Origin of the sequence: Parendozoicomonas verongulae, assembly GCF_009711465.1 — a bacterium.
Lineage (GTDB): Bacteria > Pseudomonadota > Gammaproteobacteria > Pseudomonadales > Endozoicomonadaceae > Sansalvadorimonas > Sansalvadorimonas verongulae.
Genome location: NZ_SMME01000704.1, coordinates 1,713 through 2,090, shown reverse-complemented (window position 1 = coordinate 2,090; position 378 = coordinate 1,713). Strand labels below are relative to the sequence as shown.

Annotated in this window: 1 protein-coding gene; it reads left to right on the top strand. The window is 44.2% G+C overall.

What is annotated here, in order from left to right:
- Positions 1-189: 189 nt before the first annotated feature.
- A partial coding sequence (locus E1189_RS25140; protein WP_230460108.1) for a hypothetical protein occupies positions 190-378 on the top strand: 189 nt, incomplete at its 3' end.

Below are 378 nucleotides of genomic sequence, written 5' to 3'. Positions count from 1 at the left end.
CAGAATCCAGCAATCAAGTATGCAGGATTCAACAAACAAGGATGAAGAGACGAAAAGAACCGCTCAAACCCAGCAGAAAAAAACCGATAAAAATCAACAGTTTGCAGAATCTGACAATCTGAATGAGACCAGTAAAACCGCCAGTCTGCAGAATCCAGCAATCAAGAATGCAGAATCCAGCAATCAAGTATGCAGGATTCGACATACATTACAGAGACTACAACAGAGACTACAACAGAGACTACTTCAGATACTCAAAGCACTGATACTGACGCTGACGCGGCAGCAGCAGTCGAAGGTGAGTTGATTGTGCAGGTTCCAGAACCACCCTCCCTGATTGATTACTTGTTTGAGTGTGGTGTTCACCCTGTGATTCTG